Genomic DNA, 15,752 nt, shown 5'->3' with positions numbered 1-15,752 from the left:
ATCGTTCAGAGAGACGCTCCAGAGTGTTTGGCGCGAGACGCAGCGGTTCGTGCTGCCAGCCACTGAAGCAGGGGGAAGATACCTGCCCAGACCAGCCCCAGTATGACCATGCTCGGCCAGAACCCGAGAGGAAGATGGACTTGCGCCAGTTGCGAACCGGCATAGTAAGACATCGGGCCGCCGATAGCGCCCAGAACGGCCGCCCGCCACCACGGAACTGCCGTCCACGCCAGGCAATGATTGAGCGTGGTGCCCAGAACCGCCCACAGCATGATCAGCCACAGCGGTATGAGATGACCGCCGGTCCCGAAATCAAAGACGCCAAGGGCCATCAGCACGCTGTCCAGTACCGTACCCGTCAGCGTAACCATCAGCACCAGTCTGCCTTCGGCAGCCCATGAACTGATCCAGATGAAGTGAACAAGCAGCACACCGACGGCGATCAACAGCCAGTAACTGTCGCTGCCCAGCACGCAGGCAAACCAGCCTGCCTGGAACAGCAGCGCATTAGCCAGGGACTTAAGCATTGAAGCGTCCGAGCAGCGGCTCACGCAGGGCTTCGGGTTTGGCCAGCAGCAATTGTGCGGTGCCGATGGTGCGCTCCAGGAAGCCGCCTTCGCAGTAGCAGAGGTAGAACTCCCACAACCGCAGGAAGTACTCGTCGTAGCCCAGCTCGGTCAGCTTGACGTGTGCGTGCCTGAAATTGTCGTACCACAGGCGCAGCGTGCGAGCGTAGTGCAGGCCGAAGTCTTCCATGTGCAGCAGGTTCATGTCGGTGTCGGAGCCGACGATGTCGAGCATCTTTGCCACCGACGGCAGCGCGCCGCCGGGAAAGATGTAGCGCTGGATGAAGTCCACGTTGCGCTTGGCCTGCGCGTAACGCTGCTCGCGAATGGTGATGGCCTGCAGCAGCATCAGTCCGTCGCTTTTGAGCAGGCTGGCGCATTGCTTGAAATAGGTGGGCAAGAAACGATGGCCCACGGCTTCGATCATTTCGATGGACACCAGCTTGTCGTATTCGCCGGTCAGGTCACGGTAATCCTTCAGCAGAAGGGTGACTCGATCCTTCAGGCCCAGCTCGTTCAGGCGTTGCTCGGTGTACGCGAACTGCTCGGCCGACAGCGTAGTGGTGGTGACCCGGCAGCCATAATGCTGCGCCGCATAGATGGCCATGCTGCCCCAGCCTGTGCCGATTTCCAGCAGGTGATCGGTTGGCTTGAGCGCCAGCTTCTGACAGATACGTTCCAGTTTGTTCAACTGGGCCTGTTCCAGGGTGTCGTTTTCGCTCAGAAACTGTGCAGAGGAATACATCATTGTCGGGTCGAGAAATTGCTCGAACAGCGTGTTGCCCAGATCGTAATGGGCCGCGATGTTTTTCTGTGAGCCCTTGCGCGTGTTGCGATTGAGCCAGTGCAGGCCATGAATCACCGGGCGTGTCAGGCGCGCAAAACCACCTTCCATGGCGTCCAGAACATCCAGGTTACTGACGAAAATCCGGACCACCGCCGTCAGGTCGGGTGTGGTCCAGTAGCCGTGGATGAAGGCTTCGGCGGCACCAATCGAACCGGTGCTGGCGATCATGCCCCAGGCGGAGGAATCCAGGACATGCACTTCACCCTGAATCAATGCGCCTGTCTTGCCGAACACATGGCGCTCGCCTCTCTCGATGACGACCAGTTGACCGTTGCGCAAGCCTGAGAGTTGTCGAAGCACGCCTCGACGCAGGATGCTGGCGGTCAGGCTGTTGGTACCCAGATTGGCAGAAAAACTGCTGCTACTGCTTTTCATGGCGTGAATCCTTGGGTTGCGCGGCGGCAGCACGGTACTCGCCGTCGGCGGCCTGATGGGAAAAAATCGGAATACGTTTGGCGAGCAGGCGCATGGCCTGCCAATAAATCGCCAGACAGGTTTTAGCGGTCATCCAGGGAAACGAGATCAGGTAACGATGCAGCGTCTGACGGCTCAGGCTCTGGCGCGTCAGGTTGAGCGTGGCGTCGAACATTTTCAGATCGCCCTGCCAGTCGGCCATGTGCACGCCGATGCGCTCGGCGGGCTGGCTGAAACTCATACGGTATTCCAGGTCGCGGGGCAAAAACGGTGAAACATGAAAGGCCTTCGCCACGGCGAAATACTGGTGCCCGTCGCCATTGGCAGGCAATACGTAGCTGTAGCGCTCACCCCACGGCGTGTTGGTCACTTCACACAGGATGGCGGCCAGCGTGCCGTCCGCCTCATGGCAGTAGAAGAAACTCACCGGGTTGAACGACAGGCCCCAGCTGCGCGCCTGGGTCAGCAGACAGACACGGCCCGTGGGTGTGCGCCCCAGCGCGCTGTTCACCCGCTCGCGTACCGCCTCGATCAGGGGCAGACCTTGCCCCGTCAGTTCCGGCAGATAATCGCGATCACGGAACGAGAACGGCGCGAAGCGCCCGCTGCCCGCCAGGGGCGACAGGCCGAGCACGTTGTCCTGCTCGTCCAGGTCCAGATACAGCAAGCCTATCCGATAGGTGAACGCATGCGCTCGGGGGGCAAACCTCCGATGGGAGATCCAGCCGCTGTAGAGCGCGCTGTTCACAGCGCTTCCCCGAATGCTTGCGCCACGCGCAAGCCGCTGACCACGCCATCTTCATGGAAACCATTGGCCCAGTATGCACCGCAATACCAGGTGTGATCGACACCGTTGATCTCCTGCCAGCGCGCCTGCGCGGCAATCGCCTCAAGGCTGTATTGCGGATGTGCGTAGCGATAACGGCCGATGATTTTGTCCGGGGCAATGGCAGCGGTCTGGTTCAGGCTGACGCAGAATGTGGTGTCGCTTTCAATGCCCTGCAGAATGTTCATGTCGTAGGTGACGGCGGCCATTTGCTGCTCGCCACCGCCCAGTCGGTAGTTCCAGCTGGCCCAGGCCAGGCGACGGTCCGGCAACAGACGGGTGTCGGTGTGCAGCACCACGTCGTTTTCCGCGTAGCGCAAGGCCCCGAGTACAGATTGCTCGGCACTCGACGGTTCGGCCAGCAGTGCAAGGGCCTGGTCGCTGTGGCAGGCGAAAACGACTTTGTCGAAGCGCTCGGTGCCCATGGCGCTGTGCAGTGTGACGCCGTCTTCATCGCGCTCGACCCGCGTGACCGGGCAGGACAGGCGAATCTTCTGGCGGAACGAGGCCGTCAAGGGCTCGATGTAGCTTCTGGAGCCGCCGTCGATCACGCACCACTGTGGCCGGTTCGTGACGGACAGCAGGCCATGATTCTTGAAGAAGCGCACAAAGAACTGCAGTGGAAAACCCAGCATGTCCGCCAGCGACATGGACCAGATCGCCGCACCCATCGGCACGATGTAATGGTCGATGAAGCGCTGGCCATAGCCGCCATTCTTCAGGTAATCACCCAGCGTGGTGTCGGCCGCGATACGCTGGTTTTCCAGATCCTCAATGGACTGGCGATTGAAGCGCAGGATGTCGCGCAACATGCCCCAGAACCTGGGCGACAACAGATTGCTGCGTTGTGCGAACAGGCTGTTGAGGTTGTTGCCGTTGTACTCGACGCCGGTACGCGGGTCGTGGACCGAGAAACTCATCTCGGTCGGTTTGAATGCAACACCCAGCTGGCTGAGCAGGCGGATGAAGTTCGGGTAAGTCCAGTCGTTGAACACGATGAATCCGGTATCGATGGCGTGATGACGCCCATCGATTTGTACATCGACTGTGTGCGTATGCCCGCCAATCCAGTCGGACGACTCGAATACGGTCACATCATGCGACCGATTGAGCAGGTAGGCGCTGGTCAATCCGGCAATACCGCTGCCGATCACGGCAATTTTCATGGCATGTCCTTATTCGCCGCTTCCTGAGCTGACGAACGTGCCATGCGCTTGCCAATCGCGAGTCGCGCGCGCGCGGGCAGCATTGCCAGTAGCCGCATGCTGAAAATGAAGACGGCGGGGAAGGCGATATCCAGCGGGCGTTTGTCCTTGGCCAGATGCTTGGCGATATAACTGGCGGCCTTGGCGACCGGCCAGCGCATGGGCATCGGAAAATCATTTTTTGCGGTCAGCGGTGTGTCGACAAATCCTGGGCTGATCACGGTCACGTCGATGTTTTCACTGGCCAGATCCAGCCGCAGTGCTTCGAACAGATAGCGCAGGCCGGCCTTCGACGCGCCGTACGCTTCGGCGCGAGGCAAGGCCAGAAAGGTGACGGCGCTGGCAACACCGACCAGGTGCGGACTGCGTCCCTTGCGCAGCAGCGGCAGGGCTTCCTGAATGCAGAAGCTGCTGGCCAGCAGATTGGTGCGCACCACACGCTCGACCATGGCCGCTTCGAAATGTTGTGTATCGATGTATTCACAAGTGCCGGCATTGAGGATCGCCGTGTCCAGCGCGCCCCATTCCTGCGCGATAAGCGCAGCGATGGACGTCACTTGCAGGCCGTCGGTGAGGTCACCTGTCGCCAGCAGCACTTGGGTGGGGTACTGACGAGCCAGATCCTGCAACGGCTCCAGCGTTCGGGCGGTCAGTGCCACGCGATGGCCCGCCTTGAGCAGTTCCACGGCGAGCGCAAAGCCAATGCCGCTGCTTGCACCGGTCAGCCAGATACGTCGTGCGACAGGAGTGTTCATGCCAACCTCTTCTTGAGCCAATTGATCACCCGACCCATGATAGGCAAATGCTCGTAGAGCAGTGCCCCTGCGTCGAAGTAGTCCCGATGCCGATAAACCTTGTCGTCGCGCCACTGCAAGTGCGAGCAGCCGTCGACGTGGATGCTGCTGCCATTGGCCAGGCGCGGGTGTGAGTAGTGCATGGTCCAGGTCAGATAGCCTTCGCCAGACCTGACTTCGTCAAACGTGTGAAAATCGAAACGCAGGTCGCTTACGTTGGCATACAGCTCGTCGAAATAATGTCGTAGCGCCGCAAGGCCCTGAATCTCGTGCAGCGGGTCGCGGAAGGAAGCGTCCTGGCTGTAAAGCTCGCCAAGCTGGTCAAGGTTATCCTTGTTCAGCGCCGCGAAGCGTTCAGCGAACCGATGCAGGAAATCAGACATCGGCTTGCTCCGTCGCAGATTGACGGCTGGGAAGGGCCTTGAAGGCCGCCAGGGCGCGGGCGCGGCTTTTACCCAGGTCAACGATCGGAGCCGGATAGTTGGCCACGCCGAACAGACCGCCGACGGAGGCCGGGTTGTGGACCTGCTTCTTGTTCAGGTCGGTCAGTTCCGGCAGCCAGCGCTTGATGAACACGCCTTCAGGGTCGAATCGCTCCGACTGTGACAGCGGGTTGAAGATGCGGAAGTAAGGCACTGAATCCGTACCGGTTGACGAACTCCATTGCCAGCCGCCGTTGTTGGCGGCCAGGTCGCCGTCTATCAGGTGGCGCATGAAAAAGCGCTCGCCTTCCCGCCAGTCGATCAGCAGATTCTTGGTGAGGAACATTGCAACGACCATCCGTAGTCGGTTGTGCATCCAGCCGGTTTCCAGCAACTGACGCATGGCTGCATCAATGATCGGCAAACCGGTGCGTGCTTCTTGCCAGGCCAGCAGTTCGTCGGGCGCATGGCGCCATTTCAGCGCTTCGGTTTCCGGGCGGAATGCGCGGTGGCGTGAAACACGTGGGAAGCCGACGAGGGTGTGTTTATAAAACTCTCGCCACAGCAGTTCATTGATCCAGGTCACGCTGCCTTCGTTACCGGTCTCGAATTCGCCATGATTGCTGGTCAGGGCTGCGTGCAGGCATTGGCGCGGCGACACCACGCCCGCTGCCAGATAAGCAGACAACTGACTGGTGCCAGGCCTGGCCGGGAGGTCGCGTTCGCTTTTGTAATAATGGATCTGATCGTCGGTGAACACGGCAAGACGCCGATGCGCCTCGTTCTCGCCGGCAGGCCACAGGTCGCGCAGCGTTTGTGATGGCGTGGCAAAACCCTTGACCTTGTCCGGGACCGGATCGCTTCGGGTCGACATCGGGTCCTGAGGTGTGGGCGTGCGTACTGTGCTCGGTGTGGCTTCGTGCAGCCGCGAGTAGCAGACTTTCTTGAACTGGCTGAAGACCTGAAAGTAGTTGCCGGTCTTGGTCAGAACACTGCCGGGCTTGAACAGCAGTTGATCCAGATAGCTGTGGAAATGGACGCCATCGTCTTCCAGCTGTTTCTGCACCGCCTCATCGCGGCGGGTCTCGTTGATGCCGTATTCCTGATTCGTGTGGACGGCTTCAATCTTGAACTGTGCACACAGTTTCGACAGCACCTCAGGTGCCTCGTCCCAGGTGTCGGCGTCTCGTATCAGCAATGGCACATTGAGCTTACCCAGCGCCTTCTCCAGCTCCACCAGATTACGCAGCCAGAAATCCACCTTGCAGTCCGCGTCGTCATGGCTCTGCCACTGGGCCGGGCTGAGCAGGTAGACCGCCAGCGTCGGGCCCCGCTCCATGGCGGCGCGCAAGGCCGTGTTGTCGTGAACGCGCAGGTCGCTGCGCAGCCAAAGCAGTTGCATGTTGAGTCCTTAGATGAGGCCGAGCCTGTTGAGCTCAATCTGAGCACTGAGCGGGTCGTCGACGAGGGTCAGACCTGCAACCTCGTTTGCACTTACGAGCAGCTCGGCATTATGGATCTTCACCGTTGGTCCACCCAGAACGACGGGGCAGGTGATGTTGGCCAGCAGCCTGGGCAACTGGGCAGTATTCAGGGCTTTGCTGGAATACAGCACGATACCGCGCGGCTGCAGGTATTCGGCCGCCAGCGCCAGTTCACCCACGGGCAATGGCCAGTCGAACACCTCCACCGGACAGTCGGCGCTGCTGACCAGCCAGGCCGTTAGCCACAGATGAGGTTCGAGCGGCAGGTCGGACTGGTTGACCAGCAATACCGGCTTGCCGCTGAGCTGGCGGTTGTTATGGTAGATGCGTGCGCCAAACTTGCTGCGCAGCCAGGAATAGAAGAAGGTGCGCTCCAGTTGTGCACCGAACTTGCCCTGCCAGCGTTGTTCCAGCTCTGCCAGCAGCGGCATCAGGAGCTGTTCGCACAAGGTGCGCGGCGGATAAAGCGACATCGCCTGATTGAACACATCGTCCACCCGGCGCTCTGCCAGTTCGCCTATGGCGACCAGCAGCATCTGGCGCAACGCATCCCAGTCGCTGGATGGACTGGGTGCATCCTGCCGATCATCATCGATCAACGCCTTGACCTGACTGACGGACACGCCACGGTTGAGCCAGGTAAGGATCATCATCACGCGCTGGACGTGTTCCTGCGAATACAGGCGATGTCCCTTGGCAGTGCGGTGCGGGACAATCAGGCCGTAACGCCGCTCCCAGGCCCGCAGTGTCACAGCATTGACGCCAGTCTGGCGTGCCACCTCGCGGATCGGCAGCCAGTCGTCCGGCGCATCCTTATCCAGTTCATTCATGTTCAAATCGCATTGCGCAGGCTGAGGTTTTCCGGATGGGGCTGCATGTATACCTGCAGCGCCACATACGGATCCGGGTGTTGGCGAAAGTGGTGCTTGAGCAGGGTCAGCGGCACGATCAAAGGCACGATGCCTTGATGGTATTGAGCGATGAGCTGCTGTATTTCCTGCTTGTCTTCGGCGCTGATGGTCTGTTTGAGATAACCGGCCAGGTGTTGAAGCACATTGGTATGGGTGCGACGCGTCGCGCACTTCTTGAGCGCGGTCATCAAGTCGCTGAAATACTGCGGGGCGATTTCATTCGGATCACTGCGGCCCATGCTCCCCAGCATCTTGCCCAGTGCCTTGTACTGCACCGGGTCGTTGGCCATGAGCTGATACTTGTAGCGCGAGTGGAACTCAGTCAGCGCGCGTCGCGTGACGCCTTCCTTTAATAGCTGTTGCCAGGCGAAGTAGGCGAACACGCGAGTCACGAAGTTCTCGCGCAGCACGGCGTCGTTCAGGCGGCCGTCTTCTTCCACCGGCAGGTTGGGGTGACGCTCGCAGAAGGCCTTGGCATAGATTCCGCTGCCGCCCCCATCGACCGGCGCGCCGTTTTCACGGTAGACCTTGACCCGCTCGAGTCCGCACGATGGGGATTTCTGCATGAAGATATAGCCGCAGATATCGCCCAGTTCACCGGCCATCTGCGCGCCGTAGTCGGCCAGCGCTTCGGTGACGTCCAGCTCGCGATTGACCGTGCCGAGGGCGCGCGGGTTTTCAGCGTCGCCGACCAATCGGATCGGTTCGCGGGGAATGCCCATGCCAATGGCGACTTCGGGACAGGCCTGGACGAAATCGAAGTATTCACTCAGCGCACGTGTGCACAGGTGAGACTCCTTGTGGCCGCCATTGAAGCGAACTTCGGCGCCCATCAGGCAGGCACTGATCCCCAGCTTGGGCTTTTCGATTACGGGCGTGGACATCAACGACCTCTACAAAAGACTTGTACAGACAGAATGCTCTGTACAACTTGCCCTCATCATAGGTGCCTAGCTATACAAGTCAAATTGTTTGTAGAGGATTTGGGTGAGCGGCGAGACAGTGATTACTGGCCGTGGGAAGCGGCTTGCCGGCGAAGCCATCGTCAGGCCCCCGGTCACTGACCGGCCTTACGCCATTACTGGCAAGCCGCATTCCACGTGCCTGGCTGTCATTTTTGCGGCCTGACGGCCGCTTTATTTCCAGCCCATTCGCCACACATCGTCTGCCTGCAGTACTTGCCACGGCAGGCGCTCGCTGCGTTGGGTCAGTACTGCCTGCAGTTCGATCTCCAGCACCGTGCCTTCTTCATCCTTGAACAGCTCGGTGACCAGAAAGTGCTTTTCACGGTTGACGGGGGTGGCTGCTGTCCATTTCGACAGCAGCAGTTTACGCGGGTTGATCTGATTCATTGTGCGTTTGCCATTAGGCGGCGTGCCGCTTCCTGTCCGCTGAGCCAGGCGCCTTCGACCCGGCCTGACAGGCACCAGTCGCCGCAGACATAAATCCCCAGATCGGCATCCGACAGTGCGCCCCATTCGTGCGAGCCTGCCGGTCGCGCATACAGCCAGCGGTGGGCGAGGGTGAACACCGGTTCCGGCATGGTGCAGTCGATCATTTCCGCAAATGCGCCTTGCAGGTGCTCGATAACGGCTTCTTTGGACATGTCCAGATGTTGTCTGCTCCAGTTGCTGGTGGCATGCAGAATCCAGGTGTCCAGTGTGTCGTCGCGTTCGGGCTTGCTGCGATTGCGTGCCAGCCAGTCGACCGGGCTGTCCTGTACGAAACAGCCTTGCATAGGCGTTTGCAGCGGTGTGCTGAAGGCCAGCGCAACGGCCCAGGTCGGGTCCATCTTCACGCCGGCCACCACGCCCGCGAGCTTGGGAGCGGCAGCCAGTAATGGCGTGGCCTGAGGCGCTGGCGTTGCAATGATGACGTGGCTGAATGGCCCGTGGCTCTCGCCCTCGGCGTCGAGCAGATTCCAGTGCTGCTCACCCCGAAATACTTCAGTGATGCGGCATGAGAACGACACGGGCATATCACCGCGCATGGCGCGCGTGATGGCGCTCATGCCCGGTTTGCCAACCCAGCGCACCTGCTCGTCGGGCGATGGGCTGAGCTTGCCGTTCTGGAAGTTGTAGAGAGAAGGGGTCCACTCGGCGACATGGCCTTGGGCCTGCCACTGTTTGACCGCGGTCGCAAAGCGCCGGTCGCGAGCGGTGAAGTATTGCGCACCCATGTCCAGCGAACCTGCATCGCTGCGTTTGCTGGACATCCGACCGCCGCTGCCGCGGCTTTTGTCGAACAGGTGCACCTGATGCCCGGCATCCGTGAGCGCCTGGGCTGCTGAAAGTCCGGCGATACCGGTACCGATGATTGCGATAGGGACAGTCATAGGGGCCTCGTTACCTTGTCTGCACAGACTACGCCGTAGTTAAAACCTGTACAATCTTCTTGTCTGGTATAACTTGCAGTGGTTCTCGATTTTGAGGTGAGTCACTCTGCAACCTTGAAGGTCGAAGACGTTCAGTCTGTACCGATCGACAATGGGCCAACCACCCCGGCGGGGCAGTAAAGCTCCAATCCGTTCAGGTGTGGCCTATTGTTCAGTCAACAGTCTCATTGTCTGGATAAGCGTCACCCGTAAAAAATAGACTACTCAATTGCCACGAACGCCACGCGAGGTAACCTGCCATGCACATATTGCTGACCGGCGGTACTGGTCTGATAGGACGAGCGCTCTGCAGGCACTGGTCTGCCCAAGGCCATCAGTTGACCGTCTGGAGCCGAAAGCCTGCTGACGTCCCTCAGCTGTGCGGTCCCTCGGTGAAGGGCGTCGCTCGCCTCGACGAGCTTGGCGATCAGCCGATCGATGCCGTCGTCAACCTGGCGGGTGCGCCCATCGCTGACCGGCCCTGGACCCGCAAGCGTCGCTTGATGCTGTGGGACAGCCGTATCGGCCTGACCGAGCAGTTGCTGGCCTGGATGGGTCGACAGACGCATAAGCCTGCGCTGATGATCTCCGGTTCTGCTGTGGGCTGGTATGGCGACAGCGGCGAGCGTGAGCTGGACGAAACGTCCCACCCCACCAAGGAAGATTTCGCCAGCCAGTTGTGTGGTGCCTGGGAAGAGACCGCGCAGCGTGGTGAAGCACTGGGTGTGCGCGTGGTGGTGATACGCACCGGTCTGGTGTTGTCCGATCGTGGCGGTTTTTTGCAAAAACTGTTGCCGCCCTTCAAGTTCGGCATGGGCGGCCCCATCGGTAACGGCCGGCAGTGGATGCCCTGGATTCACGTTCAGGACCAAATCGCGGCGATTGATTTTCTGTTGACGCTGGACGATGCGCGCGGTCCTTATAATCTTTGTGCGCCGACGCCGGTGCGTAACCGCGACTTTGCCAAGACGCTCGCCGGCATTCTTCATCGGCCCGCCTTCATGCCAATGCCTGCGCTGGCGCTCAAAGTGCTGCTGGGCGAATTGTCGGTGTTGTTGTTGGGTGGGCAGCGAGCCCGGCCCGAGCGTCTGCAGCAAGCCGGTTTCACGTTTCGCTTTACCGATCTGAAAACCGCCCTGCAGGATTTGCTGGGTCGACACTGAAAGCCATTGAATTAGGATGTTGCATGACCGATCACGCGTTGTTGCTGGTCAACCTGGGTTCGCCTGCTTCCACCCAGGTGGCAGATGTGCGCAGTTACCTCAATCAGTTCCTGATGGATCCCTACGTCATCGACCTGCCGTGGCCGGTGCGCAGGCTGCTGGTGTCGTTGATTCTGATCAAGCGCCCTGAGCAGTCCGCGCACGCTTACGCATCGATCTGGTGGGACGAGGGGTCGCCGCTGGTGGTGCTGAGCAAGCGTCTGCAACAGGCCATGAAGAAAGAGTGGAGCCACGGGCCGGTTGAGCTGGCGATGCGCTATGGAGAACCTTCCATCGAGACCCAACTGACGCGCCTCGCGGAGCAGGGTTTCAAGAAGGTTACACTGGCGCCGCTGTATCCCCAGTTCGCCGACAGCACGGTCACTACGGTGATTGAAGAAGCCAAGCGCGTCGTGCGCGCCAAATCGCTGAAGATGCAGTTCTCGCTGCTGCAGCCGTTCTTCGATCAGCCTGAATACCTCAGTGCCCTGGTGGAAAACGTGCGCCCGCATCTGGAGCAGCCGCACGACCACTTGCTGCTGAGTTTCCACGGTCTGCCCGAACGTCATTTGCACAAGCTCGACCCGACGGGTAAGCACTGCATCAAGGAAGACTGCTGCATGACCGCGCCCGCAGAAGTGCTCGCCACCTGCTACCGCGCCCAATGCCTGCAATCGGCTGCGGCGTTTGCCAAGCGAATGGGTATCCCCGACGGGAAGTGGTCGGTATCGTTCCAGTCGCGTCTGGGGCGCGCCAAGTGGATTGAACCCTATACCGAAGCACGCCTTGAGGAACTCGCGGCGCAGGGCGTAAAGAAGCTGCTGGTCATGTGCCCGGCGTTTGTTGCCGATTGCATCGAGACCCTGGAAGAGATTGGCGACCGGGGTGCCGAACAGTTCAAGGAGGCGGGCGGCGAGGAGTTGGTGCTGGTGCCGTGCCTGAACGACGACCCGAACTGGGCGAAGGAATTGAACAAACTCTGCGAGCGTGCTCCGCTGATGTTGTGAAGGGCTCGGCCGTAAGAGACGCAGAGCGTCCCGGGCTACCTGCCCATGCGGTGCATGGGCAGGACCAGTCAGCTTAAGGCGTTACGGCAACTGATCATCCACGTGCTTGTTCTTCCAGCTGTCATTGCCCGGAAGGATCAGGTTCAGCACGATCGCGGTCACGGCGCACAGGGCGATGCCCTTGAGGCCGAAGTCATCCGGGCCGTTGCCAGTGCCGATCAACACCCCACCGATACCGAACACCAGGGTCACTGAGACGATCACCAGATTGCGCGCCTCCGAGAGGTCGATCTTGTGGCGAATCAGGGTGTTCATGCCCACCGCCGCAATCGAACCGAACAGCAGACACAGAATGCCGCCCATCACCGGCACTGGAATGCTTTGCAGCAGTGCGCCGAACTTGCCGATGAACGCCAGGGTGATCGCGAAGATCGACGCCCAGGTCATGATTTTCGGGTTGTAGTTCTTGGTCAGCATCACCGCGCCTGTCACTTCGGCATACGTGGTGTTGGGCGGACCGCCGAACAGACCGGCTGCGGTGGTGGCAATGCCGTCACCGAACAGCGTGCGGTGCAGGCCTGGCTTTTTCAGGTAGTCACGACCGGTGACACTGCCGACCGCGATCACGCCACCGATGTGCTCGATAGCCGGAGCCAGCGCAACGGGCACGATAAACAGAATCGCCTGCCAGTTGAATTCCGGCGCGGTGAAGTGCGGGATCGCCAGCCAGGGAGCGGCGGCAATCTTCGCTGTGTCGACCACGCCGAAGTAGAACGACAGCGCAAAGCCGACCAGTACCCCGGAGATGATCGGCACCAGCCTGAAGATGCCCTTGCCGAACACCGCCACGATCAGCGTGGTCAGCAGGGCGGGCATCGAAATCAGCATCGCGGTCTGGTAATGAATCAGCTCGGCACCATCACCGGATTTACCCATCGCCATGTTGGCGGCAATCGGTGCCATGGCCAGACCGATGGAGATGATCACCGGACCAATCACCACCGGCGGCAGCAGGCGGTCGATGAAGCCGGTGCCTTTGATCTTCACGGCCAGGCCGAGGAAGGTGTAGACGAAGCCTGCAGCCATTACACCGCCCATGGTCGCGGCCAGGCCGAACTGGCCCTTGGCGAGGATGATCGGGGTGATGAAGGCAAAGCTCGATGCCAGGAACACAGGCACCTGGCGGCCGGTCACGATCTGGAACAACAACGTGCCCAGACCGGCGGTGAACAGTGCGACGTTGGGATCGAGTCCGGTGATCAGCGGCATCAAGACCAGCGCGCCAAAAGCCACGAACAGCATTTGCGCACCGGATAGAACCGTACGCCACAGTGGATCGTTGAACTCCTGCTGCGTCATCGGGTTATGCGTCCTTCTGTTTGGTGCCGAAAATCTTGTCACCGGCATCGCCCAGGCCCGGAATGATATAGCCGTGCTCGTTGAGGCGCTCGTCGATGGAGGCGGTGTAGATCATCACGTCGGGGTGTGCTTTTTCCACGGCGGCGATGCCTTCGGGGGCTGCAACCAGCACCATGGCACGGATTTCCTTGCAACCGGCTTTCTTGAGCAGATCAATGGTCGCAACCATGGAACTGCCGGTCGCCAGCATCGGATCGATGATCATCGCCAGGCGCTCGTCGATTTCCGGCACCAGCTTTTCAAGGTAGGTATGGGCCTGCAGGGTTTCTTCGTTGCGGGCAACGCCCACGGCACTGACCTTGGCACCTGGAATCAGGCTGAGCACGCCGTCGAGCATGCCGATACCGGCGCGCAGGATCGGCACGACAGTGATTTTCTTGCCGGCAATCTTCTCGACCGACACGGTTCCGGCCCAGCCCTCGATGTCATAGTTTTCAAGGGTCAGGTCGGCAGTGGCTTCATAAGTAAGCAGAGCGCCCACTTCCTGGGCCAGCTCACGGAAATTCTTGGTGCTGATGTCTGCGCGGCGCATCAGGCCGAGCTTGTGGCGGATCAGCGGATGACGGATCTCACGAATGGGCATAAGGAAAGGCTCCAGCGGGGGCAAAAAAAACGGCCTAGATTAATCTATTCAGCAGACACTGTCTTACGATGTGTGCAGTATTGTTCTTCGGCTTGGACGTCCGCGGCTTTTAGAAGACACTCGCAACGTTAGTCCAGAATCGCTTGCCCTGAGTCGAACGGATGCGTACCTTTGCCCGCTTTTCTCACACTGCCCCACCTGGAGAGCGCTTCATGTCTGCTGATCTCGAGCATATCCGTCAAATCATGCGCGAGGCTGACTGCCTGTACACAGAAGCCGAAGTCGATGCTGCCATCGCTCGTGTCGGCGCGCAGATCAATGCCGAACTGGCGGAACGCAACCCGGTTGTGTTTTGCGTCATGAACGGCGGCCTGATCTTTTCCGGCAAGCTGTTGACCCACCTGAATTTCCCGCTGGAAGCGTCTTACCTGCACGCGACGCGCTATCGCAACGAAACCACCGGCGGTGATCTGTTCTGGAAAGCCAAGCCGGAAGTCTCGTTTATCGACCGCGACGTGCTGATCATCGATGACATTCTCGATGAAGGCCACACGCTGGGCGCGATCATCGATTTCTGCAAACACGCCGGTGCACGCGCCGTACACACTGCCGTGCTGATCGACAAGGACCACGACCGCAAGGCCCGCCCGGACCTTAAAGCCGATTACGTAGGTTTGCCGTGCATCGACCGTTACATCTTTGGTTTCGGTATGGACTACAAAGGCTACTGGCGCAATGCTGCCGGTATCTACGCCGTCAAAGGCATGTAAACCTGTCTGAGCGCTGCCTCCGCCTACGCCGAGGCAGCGCTTCAGCGCATCGCTCAGGGACTATTCTGCATGAAGCTAGTGTTTCCAGGCGCCATTGCGCTGGCGTTGTTGTCGGGTCTGACCGCCGTTGCACCGGTGTCAGCCAGTCCCATGCACGAGCAATACCTGCCGCCTGACGAGCAGGGTCTGCGTGCCGCAGAGCCTGAACATCAACAGTTGATGCGGGTCACCGAGTTCACGATCGTTGCCGGAAACCAGCGCACATCGAGTCAGCAGCCTATCCCGGTCACGTCGCCGTTGCTGCTGCGCCTGAAGGGCAAGTCGTTGAACAAGGGCGCGTCCATCTCGCAGGTTCTGGTGCACTTCGATGCCGGCGACAGCAAGAGCCTGAAGAAGCCCGCCTATGACGAGCCTTCGCGCACGCTGACGCTCTACTACCCGCTGTCTCAATACCGCGTGCTGGTGGACCTGCTGCGCAACGAAAAGGTGTATTGCCAGTTTCTCAGCTACGCCAACGGTCATATCTGGGCCGACCTGCACACCACGCCTGCACGCGCGCGTTGAGCCGCACGCTCACGCAAGGGTAAACTGCCCGCCCGTGAAAGTGTCTGCGACAGGTGGAGCCCGCAATGCGTAAAGACAAGAAACAGTTGATTGGCGATGAGATCGGTGATGAGCAGATCAAACTGTTCCTGAACTTCGAACCCCACGACGCCACCTCGCCATCGCTGCACAAGCTGATCAAGGCCTATCGCGGCCTGCGCATCAACGACTTCGAGCGCTTTCTGGTGTTCTTCAAAGAGGCCGGTCATGACTTCGACGGCAAGGACGAGCACGGCAACGACTTCATCGCCCTGATCAAGGATCAGCGTAATGCCGAAGAGTACATCGAGCTGATCGAACAGGCGCGCGGCTGAAGCATCACGCT

Annotated in this window: 18 protein-coding genes; 5 read left to right on the top strand and 13 right to left on the bottom strand. The window is 60.0% G+C overall.

All coding sequences use genetic code 11. From position 1 onward, the window contains the following. Window positions 1–5 precede the first annotated feature (5 nt). The 11 genes from H8S56_RS22310 to H8S56_RS22260 all read right to left on the bottom strand — a co-directional run bounded on the left by H8S56_RS22310 (window position 6) and on the right by H8S56_RS22260 (window position 9,804). Complete coding sequence (locus tag H8S56_RS22310; protein WP_187519820.1) at window positions 6–527, bottom strand: DUF2878 domain-containing protein; 522 nt, start codon at window positions 525–527, stop codon at window positions 6–8. After that, window positions 520–1,788 (bottom strand): SAM-dependent methyltransferase, encoded by a 1,269-nt coding sequence (locus H8S56_RS22305; RefSeq protein ID WP_024695391.1) that lies wholly within the window; start codon window positions 1,786–1,788, stop codon window positions 520–522. Before H8S56_RS22305 ends, H8S56_RS22310 begins: the two co-directional genes overlap by 8 nt. After that, entirely contained in the window at window positions 1,775–2,575 is an 801-nt protein-coding gene (locus H8S56_RS22300; protein WP_187519819.1) for a DUF1365 domain-containing protein, read from the bottom strand. The genes H8S56_RS22305 and H8S56_RS22300 overlap by 14 nt, the downstream gene beginning before the upstream one ends. Then, complete coding sequence (locus H8S56_RS22295; RefSeq protein WP_187519818.1) at window positions 2,572–3,819, bottom strand: NAD(P)/FAD-dependent oxidoreductase; 1,248 nt, start codon at window positions 3,817–3,819, stop codon at window positions 2,572–2,574. The genes H8S56_RS22300 and H8S56_RS22295 overlap by 4 nt, the downstream gene beginning before the upstream one ends. Further along, window positions 3,816–4,613 carry an SDR family NAD(P)-dependent oxidoreductase gene (locus H8S56_RS22290; RefSeq protein ID WP_024686043.1) on the bottom strand — a complete coding sequence of 266 codons (798 nt, stop codon included), beginning with the start codon at window positions 4,611–4,613 and terminating at the stop codon, window positions 3,816–3,818. Before H8S56_RS22290 ends, H8S56_RS22295 begins: the two co-directional genes overlap by 4 nt. Next, window positions 4,610–5,035, bottom strand: coding sequence for a nuclear transport factor 2 family protein (locus tag H8S56_RS22285; protein ID WP_024695394.1), 426 nt, complete (start codon window positions 5,033–5,035; stop codon window positions 4,610–4,612). Before H8S56_RS22285 ends, H8S56_RS22290 begins: the two co-directional genes overlap by 4 nt. Then, window positions 5,028–6,476, bottom strand: coding sequence for a deoxyribodipyrimidine photo-lyase (gene phrB / locus H8S56_RS22280; protein ID WP_024686041.1), 1,449 nt, complete (start codon window positions 6,474–6,476; stop codon window positions 5,028–5,030). Before phrB ends, H8S56_RS22285 begins: the two co-directional genes overlap by 8 nt. Window positions 6,477–6,485: 9 nt before the next feature. Next, on the bottom strand, window positions 6,486–7,388 hold the full coding sequence (locus H8S56_RS22275; RefSeq protein ID WP_408003841.1) for a MerR family transcriptional regulator: 903 nt from the start codon (window positions 7,386–7,388) through the stop codon (window positions 6,486–6,488). A 2-nt stretch (window positions 7,389–7,390) separates the two neighbouring features. Further along, window positions 7,391–8,353 (bottom strand): YbgA family protein, encoded by a 963-nt coding sequence (locus H8S56_RS22270; RefSeq protein ID WP_024686039.1) that lies wholly within the window; start codon window positions 8,351–8,353, stop codon window positions 7,391–7,393. A gap of 252 nt (window positions 8,354–8,605) precedes the next feature. Continuing rightward, window positions 8,606–8,821 carry a TIGR02450 family Trp-rich protein gene (locus H8S56_RS22265; protein WP_024686038.1) on the bottom strand — a complete coding sequence of 72 codons (216 nt, stop codon included), beginning with the start codon at window positions 8,819–8,821 and terminating at the stop codon, window positions 8,606–8,608. After that, window positions 8,818–9,804: an NAD(P)/FAD-dependent oxidoreductase gene (locus tag H8S56_RS22260; RefSeq protein ID WP_187519816.1), complete on the bottom strand. Its 987-nt coding sequence runs from the start codon at window positions 9,802–9,804 to the stop codon at window positions 8,818–8,820. The genes H8S56_RS22265 and H8S56_RS22260 overlap by 4 nt, the downstream gene beginning before the upstream one ends. A 299-nt stretch (window positions 9,805–10,103) precedes the next feature. Here H8S56_RS22260 and H8S56_RS22255 point away from each other — a divergent pair, with 299 nt between their 5' ends. Further along, window positions 10,104–11,006: a TIGR01777 family oxidoreductase gene (locus tag H8S56_RS22255; protein WP_024686036.1), complete on the top strand. Its 903-nt coding sequence runs from the start codon at window positions 10,104–10,106 to the stop codon at window positions 11,004–11,006. 23 nt (window positions 11,007–11,029) lie between these two features. Next, window positions 11,030–12,052 carry a ferrochelatase gene (gene hemH, locus H8S56_RS22250; protein WP_024686035.1) on the top strand — a complete coding sequence of 341 codons (1,023 nt, stop codon included), beginning with the start codon at window positions 11,030–11,032 and terminating at the stop codon, window positions 12,050–12,052. 81 nt (window positions 12,053–12,133) lie between these two features. On the opposite strand, the gene H8S56_RS22245 is transcribed toward hemH, so the two are convergent. Both H8S56_RS22245 and upp read right to left on the bottom strand, forming a co-directional pair. Further along, window positions 12,134–13,411 carry a uracil-xanthine permease family protein gene (locus tag H8S56_RS22245; protein ID WP_024686034.1) on the bottom strand — a complete coding sequence of 426 codons (1,278 nt, stop codon included), beginning with the start codon at window positions 13,409–13,411 and terminating at the stop codon, window positions 12,134–12,136. 4 nt (window positions 13,412–13,415) lie between these two features. After that, a complete protein-coding gene (gene upp / locus H8S56_RS22240) occupies window positions 13,416–14,054 on the bottom strand; it encodes a uracil phosphoribosyltransferase (protein ID WP_024686033.1) in 639 nt (212 codons plus the stop codon). A 212-nt stretch (window positions 14,055–14,266) separates the two neighbouring features. Here upp and H8S56_RS22235 point away from each other — a divergent pair, with 212 nt between their 5' ends. From H8S56_RS22235 to H8S56_RS22225, 3 genes are all read left to right on the top strand, one after another. Further along, window positions 14,267–14,824: a hypoxanthine-guanine phosphoribosyltransferase gene (locus H8S56_RS22235; protein WP_002552171.1), complete on the top strand. Its 558-nt coding sequence runs from the start codon at window positions 14,267–14,269 to the stop codon at window positions 14,822–14,824. A 69-nt stretch (window positions 14,825–14,893) separates the two neighbouring features. Continuing rightward, complete coding sequence (locus H8S56_RS22230; RefSeq protein WP_187519815.1) at window positions 14,894–15,388, top strand: hypothetical protein; 495 nt, start codon at window positions 14,894–14,896, stop codon at window positions 15,386–15,388. Between the two features lie 65 nt (window positions 15,389–15,453). Then, window positions 15,454–15,741, top strand: coding sequence for a PA4642 family protein (locus H8S56_RS22225; RefSeq protein WP_187519814.1), 288 nt, complete (start codon window positions 15,454–15,456; stop codon window positions 15,739–15,741). Window positions 15,742–15,752 lie beyond the last annotated feature (11 nt).

This window comes from Pseudomonas triticifolii, from assembly GCF_014358015.1.
GTDB classification, from domain to species: Bacteria; Pseudomonadota; Gammaproteobacteria; order Pseudomonadales; family Pseudomonadaceae; genus Aquipseudomonas; species Aquipseudomonas triticifolii.
This window is presented reverse-complemented; position numbering and strand designations above follow the sequence as displayed.

Coding starts and splice junctions, on each gene's coding strand:
- H8S56_RS22310 (WP_187519820.1), bottom strand. CDS start 527: ATGCTTAAGTCCCTGGCTAATGCGCTGCTGTTCCAGGCAGGCTGGTTT.
- H8S56_RS22305 (WP_024695391.1), bottom strand. CDS start 1,788: ATGAAAAGCAGTAGCAGCAGTTTTTCTGCCAATCTGGGTACCAACAGC.
- H8S56_RS22295 (WP_187519818.1), bottom strand. CDS start 3,819: ATGAAAATTGCCGTGATCGGCAGCGGTATTGCCGGATTGACCAGCGCC.
- H8S56_RS22290 (WP_024686043.1), bottom strand. CDS start 4,613: ATGAACACTCCTGTCGCACGACGTATCTGGCTGACCGGTGCAAGCAGC.
- H8S56_RS22285 (WP_024695394.1), bottom strand. CDS start 5,035: ATGTCTGATTTCCTGCATCGGTTCGCTGAACGCTTCGCGGCGCTGAAC.
- phrB (WP_024686041.1), bottom strand. CDS start 6,476: ATGCAACTGCTTTGGCTGCGCAGCGACCTGCGCGTTCACGACAACACG.
- H8S56_RS22275 (WP_408003841.1), bottom strand. CDS start 7,388: ATGAATGAACTGGATAAGGATGCGCCGGACGACTGGCTGCCGATCCGC.
- H8S56_RS22270 (WP_024686039.1), bottom strand. CDS start 8,353: ATGTCCACGCCCGTAATCGAAAAGCCCAAGCTGGGGATCAGTGCCTGC.
- H8S56_RS22265 (WP_024686038.1), bottom strand. CDS start 8,821: ATGAATCAGATCAACCCGCGTAAACTGCTGCTGTCGAAATGGACAGCA.
- H8S56_RS22260 (WP_187519816.1), bottom strand. CDS start 9,804: ATGACTGTCCCTATCGCAATCATCGGTACCGGTATCGCCGGACTTTCA.
- H8S56_RS22255 (WP_024686036.1), top strand. CDS start 10,104: ATGCACATATTGCTGACCGGCGGTACTGGTCTGATAGGACGAGCGCTC.
- hemH (WP_024686035.1), top strand. CDS start 11,030: ATGACCGATCACGCGTTGTTGCTGGTCAACCTGGGTTCGCCTGCTTCC.
- H8S56_RS22245 (WP_024686034.1), bottom strand. CDS start 13,411: ATGACGCAGCAGGAGTTCAACGATCCACTGTGGCGTACGGTTCTATCC.
- upp (WP_024686033.1), bottom strand. CDS start 14,054: ATGCCCATTCGTGAGATCCGTCATCCGCTGATCCGCCACAAGCTCGGC.
- H8S56_RS22235 (WP_002552171.1), top strand. CDS start 14,267: ATGTCTGCTGATCTCGAGCATATCCGTCAAATCATGCGCGAGGCTGAC.
- H8S56_RS22230 (WP_187519815.1), top strand. CDS start 14,894: ATGAAGCTAGTGTTTCCAGGCGCCATTGCGCTGGCGTTGTTGTCGGGT.
- H8S56_RS22225 (WP_187519814.1), top strand. CDS start 15,454: ATGCGTAAAGACAAGAAACAGTTGATTGGCGATGAGATCGGTGATGAG.